Below are 4,587 nucleotides of genomic sequence, written 5' to 3'. Positions count from 1 at the left end.
CTCGGAGATGTGTATAAGAGACAGCCCAAGGCAAAGAACTGTCAAAAAAGCGGCTTTGATATCAGCTAGCTACTAGATAGCTATCAAGTAGCTAGCTAATATGAATTGATATTGGTAGCTATCTGTTAGCTACTCGATATCTAAAGTGCGCCAAACGAAGGATTCGCCCATGCCAACAATCGCATTTGCAAACCCGAAGGGGGGAGCGGGTAAGACCACGGCCGCTCTTCTGCTCGCGTCGGAACTGGCAGCGAAGGGTGCCAAAGTCACCATAATCGATGCCGATCCCGAAAGATGGATATCTCAGTGGGGTGAGCTGAAAGGGAAACCAGATAATATTAAAATAATAAAAAATGCGACTGAAGATACGATAGTCGATCAAATCGATGATGCTTCGCGCGATTCTCAATTTGTTATAGTCGATTTGGAAGGAACGGCCAGTCTTATGGTCGCCAATACGATTGGAATGGCCGATCTTGTTATAATTCCAACCCAAGGTTCAGCAATGGATGCAAAGGGTGGCGCAAAAACAATTCGGCTTATTCGAAACCAAGAGCGGATGGCGCGTCGCCGGATTGCGCATAGCGTTCTCTTAACGCGGACAAGCGCTGCCGTGACCTCACGCTCCCTGCGCAACGTTCAAGAGCAGCTTGCGAAAAGCGGAGTCGACGTGTTCATCACTCCAATCGTCGAGCGAGCGGCGTTTCGAGATATATTCGATTTCGGCGGTACTTTGGCGTCGCTTGATCCTCGAAATGTCAGCAACCTCGAAAAAGCCCGCGAGAATGCACGCGAGTTTGCAGGCGAGGTTATCGCAAAGCTGAAGCAATCGACTCAAGACGAGAAGGTAGCCTGACATGACCAATGAGCGCCCGGACTTGGGGTTTGGCGGAGAGTTGGATGGGTTCGATCCCAAGGCATGGGACTCAGCCACCAAGAAGAACAGTGTTCCAAGGCCACCTAAGGAAGCGACCATGCAAATGGCCGAGGCTATCGGGTTCAAAAGCCGCGAACCGAAATTGCCAGTGACGGTCAATCACAAAATCGATCGGCGTCGGCGTACGGGACGCAACGCACAGTTTAATTTGAAAGCTAGACCCGAGACCATTGAGGCCTTCTGCCGGATAGCTGACCGTAAGGGATGGGGCCTTGGTGAAACGCTCGAAGAAGCAGTGATGTTGCTCGAGCGGGAGCTCTCCGGCGCGAAATAGGCCTGTCGATTTTCTGGGTTGCAAGAATCGTATGACTCGCACATCGTCACTAGTGCTTTGAGGGTGATTCTAGTGTCCGCGTCGCTGCAAAAATCCGCTCCCCGTATGGCTGCCATTCGATCACGGCGGCACGAGGCTGGATTCTATGAGACCACTGTTTTCGTCCACGAGCTTGCTCGGAAGGCGATCGACAGCGCGATAGCGACGGGACGCTTCAAATCACGCAGAGAAGCCATGGAGGCCGTTATTCACGCGGCATACATGCCAGAGGAAAGTGCAACCAGTCCGCGCTGACCCCTGAAAAGCGAAAAGGCCCCAGCTTTGGCGAGCTGAAGGCCTTTTGTGACGGCTGTGAGAGCCGCCCGTAGAACGGCTTAAAATCTCTCACAGCCGGATCGTTCTGTCAACGCAAACCATTTGGTTTGCGAACGGATATCTATGCCCTTCGCACAGGCGAGGGGGAATGGGGTCCGATCGCGGATCTGTGCCTGCACGGGATGAGCTTGGAGGGAAGTTCGACGCGGCCCAGCCTTGAAGGATCGGGCCATGTTCGCAGTCGAGATGTCGAGGGTAATCGCGGAGGTGCGTACGCTGTCGCGCCTGGACGAAATTGCCCGCGATCTGTGGAGCGCCTTTGGCGCGAATGCTCTGACGGAGGAGCAGGCGCAGGCGTTCAGCGAGGCGATCGAGGCGCGCAAGCGCCAGGTGAGGGGCCAGGACCGGGTCGCGGTGCGCGCGCCCACGGCGGCGCTCGAGCGGGCGCTGGATGGGCAGAACAGCATCTTCCCGCCGAAGCGTCGGCCGAAGTCGCCCGACCGCCAGCGCTCGATCGCGCGCCGGCGACGGCTGGCAGCGTCAGGGCCCATGCCGCCGCAGATTGCGGCGAAGTTCACGACGGGCCAGCTCGCGGTGATGCGGATTATCGCCGACGAGGTCGAGAGCCGGCGCGGCACCTGCGCTCTGACGATCGGCGAGATCGCGGCGCGCGCCGGCGTTTGCATCGCGCTGGCGCGCAACGCCATCCGGATCGCCGAGCGGCTGTTCTTGATCAGCACGCAGTTTCGCAAGAGGGAAGGGCGCCCGCATCTACCCTCAGTCATCCGCATCATCTCGCAGGCCTGGAACGCCTGGCTGATCATCGGCGGCAAGGTCCGCCGCCACGCGATCAACGCCGAGCGCGAAGATGGGACCTTGCCGTTTCGAGCGCAGACGGCAGGTAGCAAATCCTCGCGAAAGATAGGGTCTAGAAAAATGGGCCCCACGGGCACCGATCTATCCAGATCGGCTTCTTCTATAAGCGGACGACCGCAAACAGAGGCGGCGCAAAGACCCTCCGGGCGGCCTACGGCCGTCGCCTGACGGCGATCAGCGCCGCCTCGCGGCCGACTTCAAGCTCGATTCTGCTCCACCTGAGCAAACGGCACCCTCGCAATTGGCTTTTCGAAAAAGCCAAAGGATTTCGGTCGAGTTTCGCGATTTCGCGGAAGGAGACATGCGCGGTGTGCATGCGGCCGTTCGGTTTGACGATCGAGCAAAGGATGGGGGATCACCTTGGCAAATCTGGTGTCCGGGCGCATATTCTAGTCACGGTGACCAGTGGGGCAGCAATTGATGAAATCCAATCGGAGCGAGCAGACCACGATCGGCCTCGGCGAGCGTTGGCGCCTTCAGGACGCCAAGGCGCGGTTCAGCGAGGTCGTGAAGCGGGCGCGCGAGCATGGGCCACAGCGCGTGACGCTGCACGGCAAGGATGCGGTCGTGATCGTCTCGGCCGAATCTTATGACCGCGAGCGGGAACGTCACACCGGGCGTCGCCTGGTCGAGGCTTTGGCCGCGTCGCCCTTGGCCGACATCATGCTGGAGCGGCCCTTCATTTCCGGGCCGGTCCGGGACGTCGAGGTGTGAACGGCTTTCTGCTGGACACCAACGTACTGTCGGAGCTGCGGAAGCCGCGGCCCGACCAGGCGGTCGCCGGGTTCGTGTCCGCCCAGCCGGAAGAGACTTTGTTCGTGTCGGAGGTGACCTTCGCCGAGATCCGTTTCGGAATCGAGCAGGCTCCCGACGCCGAGCGCCGCACCGTCGTGTCGGACTGGCTAGCGCACACCTTACGTCCTCTGTTTTTCAGCCGCACGCTGCCTCTGACCGAGGACGTCATCCTGCGGTGGCGGATGTTGCTGGAGGCCGGTCGCCGGCGGGGGCACAATTTCGGGCAGCTCGACCTGTTCATCGCGGCTACGGCGGCTGTTGGCAACTTGATCGTCGTGAGCCGCGACGAGACGCATTTCGTGGCGGCTGGCGTGCCCATTCTCAACCCTTGGACGGGTCGGTACACGACGGCGTCCGGCCAGGAGAAGCCGGCCGGAGACATGACGGCGTCCGATCTTCTGTCGCGACTGACGACGGTCGGCCAGCGATGAGCGGGCCAGATCGAAAAAATCGCGGCTCGACTGGATTAGCGTTCCTTCCATCACCGAGGAGTTTCAATGTCTGACAACAATGAAGAGTTGATTGCGCTGACGGCGTCGATCGTGTCGGCCCATGTGACGCGCAACAACCTGCCGACGACCGACTTATCGCGGCTGATCGCGAGCACCCATGCCGCGCTCGCCAGCTTGGTGGGCCCGCCTGCGCCCGTTGCGGCGGAACCGCTGGTTCCGGCCGTGCCGATCCGCCGATCGATGACGCCTGACGCGATCATCTGTCTCGAGGACGGCAGAGCGTTCAAATCCCTGAAACGGCATCTGAGCGCGAGCTACGGCCTGACGCCCGACCAATACCGCGCAAAATGGAATCTCCCGGCCGATTATCCGATGGTCGCTCCGAACTATGCGGAGGCGCGCTCGGCTTTGGCAAAGTCCATGGGGCTGGGCCGTAAGGGAGCCGCAAGCGCACGAGCGCGGGCCAAGACTTGAGATGGATCACGTCAGTCGGGAGTGTTCGCGTGCTCGACGGACCAATTGAACGTCTGTTTGGCTTGGCTGTCACGGGATTCGGCGTTGTTTCGCGTGATGATAGGCGTGCTCGCGGCTTTGCCGCGCCGGCCCGGAGGCGAGCGCGCTTTGCATAGCGCCGGTCCGCCTGCTTTAATCGCCCCAGCGCCTCAGGATCGCGCGTCAGCCATGGTCGAACATGCCTTCGAACTCGCGATCTGAATAGTAGCGCAGTTTGCCGGCGATGATGGGGCGGTGGCCCGCGATGAAGAGCATCTGGGCGGTCTGTGGCATGTTGCGGACCTCGTCGGGGGTCATGAGTGGGCGGGCGACGTGCTGTTCGCCGTAGGAAATACCTGACTTTTCGGAATCGAGCGCGCGGCTCATGGTCGGGGGCACCTCAAGGTTTGTTCGCTAAACCGCGTTTAGTTGGACGGACCGGGAAC

General features: G+C 60.1%; 6 protein-coding genes and 1 pseudogene. 6 read left to right on the top strand and 1 reads right to left on the bottom strand.

Translation table 11 applies throughout. The features are described 5' to 3' along the window. Positions 1–169 precede the first annotated feature (169 nt). From AX750_RS25500 to AX750_RS10935, 6 genes are all read left to right on the top strand, one after another. Positions 170–856 (top strand): ParA family protein, encoded by a 687-nt coding sequence (locus AX750_RS25500; RefSeq protein ID WP_082735131.1) that lies wholly within the window; start codon positions 170–172, stop codon positions 854–856. A 1-nt stretch (position 857) separates the two neighbouring features. Further along, positions 858–1,211: a hypothetical protein gene (locus tag AX750_RS25495; protein WP_082735130.1), complete on the top strand. Its 354-nt coding sequence runs from the start codon at positions 858–860 to the stop codon at positions 1,209–1,211. 546 nt (positions 1,212–1,757) lie between these two features. Then, on the top strand, positions 1,758–2,570 hold the full coding sequence (locus tag AX750_RS10950) for a hypothetical protein (protein WP_066733947.1): 813 nt from the start codon (positions 1,758–1,760) through the stop codon (positions 2,568–2,570). Positions 2,571–2,822: 252 nt separating this feature from the next. Then, positions 2,823–3,116, top strand: coding sequence for a type II toxin-antitoxin system Phd/YefM family antitoxin (locus tag AX750_RS10945; protein WP_066733945.1), 294 nt, complete (start codon positions 2,823–2,825; stop codon positions 3,114–3,116). Beyond that, positions 3,113–3,628 carry a type II toxin-antitoxin system VapC family toxin gene (locus tag AX750_RS10940; RefSeq protein WP_082737549.1) on the top strand — a complete coding sequence of 172 codons (516 nt, stop codon included), beginning with the start codon at positions 3,113–3,115 and terminating at the stop codon, positions 3,626–3,628. The genes AX750_RS10945 and AX750_RS10940 overlap by 4 nt, the downstream gene beginning before the upstream one ends. A 66-nt stretch (positions 3,629–3,694) precedes the next feature. Next, positions 3,695–4,123: a MucR family transcriptional regulator gene (locus AX750_RS10935; RefSeq protein ID WP_066733943.1), complete on the top strand. Its 429-nt coding sequence runs from the start codon at positions 3,695–3,697 to the stop codon at positions 4,121–4,123. Positions 4,124–4,324: 201 nt separating this feature from the next. Here AX750_RS10935 and AX750_RS10930 read toward each other — a convergent pair. Beyond that, positions 4,325–4,531 (bottom strand): annotated as a pseudogene (locus AX750_RS10930) (type IV secretory system conjugative DNA transfer family protein); the annotation flags it as partial. Positions 4,532–4,587: the final 56 nt, after the last annotated feature.

This window comes from Methylobacterium sp. CCH7-A2, from assembly GCF_001557075.1.
GTDB lineage: Bacteria > Pseudomonadota > Alphaproteobacteria > Rhizobiales > Beijerinckiaceae > Allobosea > Allobosea massiliensis.
Note: the sequence above shows the minus strand (reverse complement) of the source record. Positions and strands in the feature narration are given on the sequence as shown.

Bases quoted from the DNA above. Each gene is read 5' to 3' on its own strand.
- AX750_RS25500 (WP_082735131.1), top strand. From the start codon at position 170: ATGCCAACAATCGCATTTGCAAACCCGAAGGGGGGAGCGGGTAAGACC.
- AX750_RS25495 (WP_082735130.1), top strand. From the start codon at position 858: ATGACCAATGAGCGCCCGGACTTGGGGTTTGGCGGAGAGTTGGATGGG.
- AX750_RS10950 (WP_066733947.1), top strand. From the start codon at position 1,758: ATGTTCGCAGTCGAGATGTCGAGGGTAATCGCGGAGGTGCGTACGCTG.
- AX750_RS10945 (WP_066733945.1), top strand. From the start codon at position 2,823: ATGAAATCCAATCGGAGCGAGCAGACCACGATCGGCCTCGGCGAGCGT.
- AX750_RS10935 (WP_066733943.1), top strand. From the start codon at position 3,695: ATGTCTGACAACAATGAAGAGTTGATTGCGCTGACGGCGTCGATCGTG.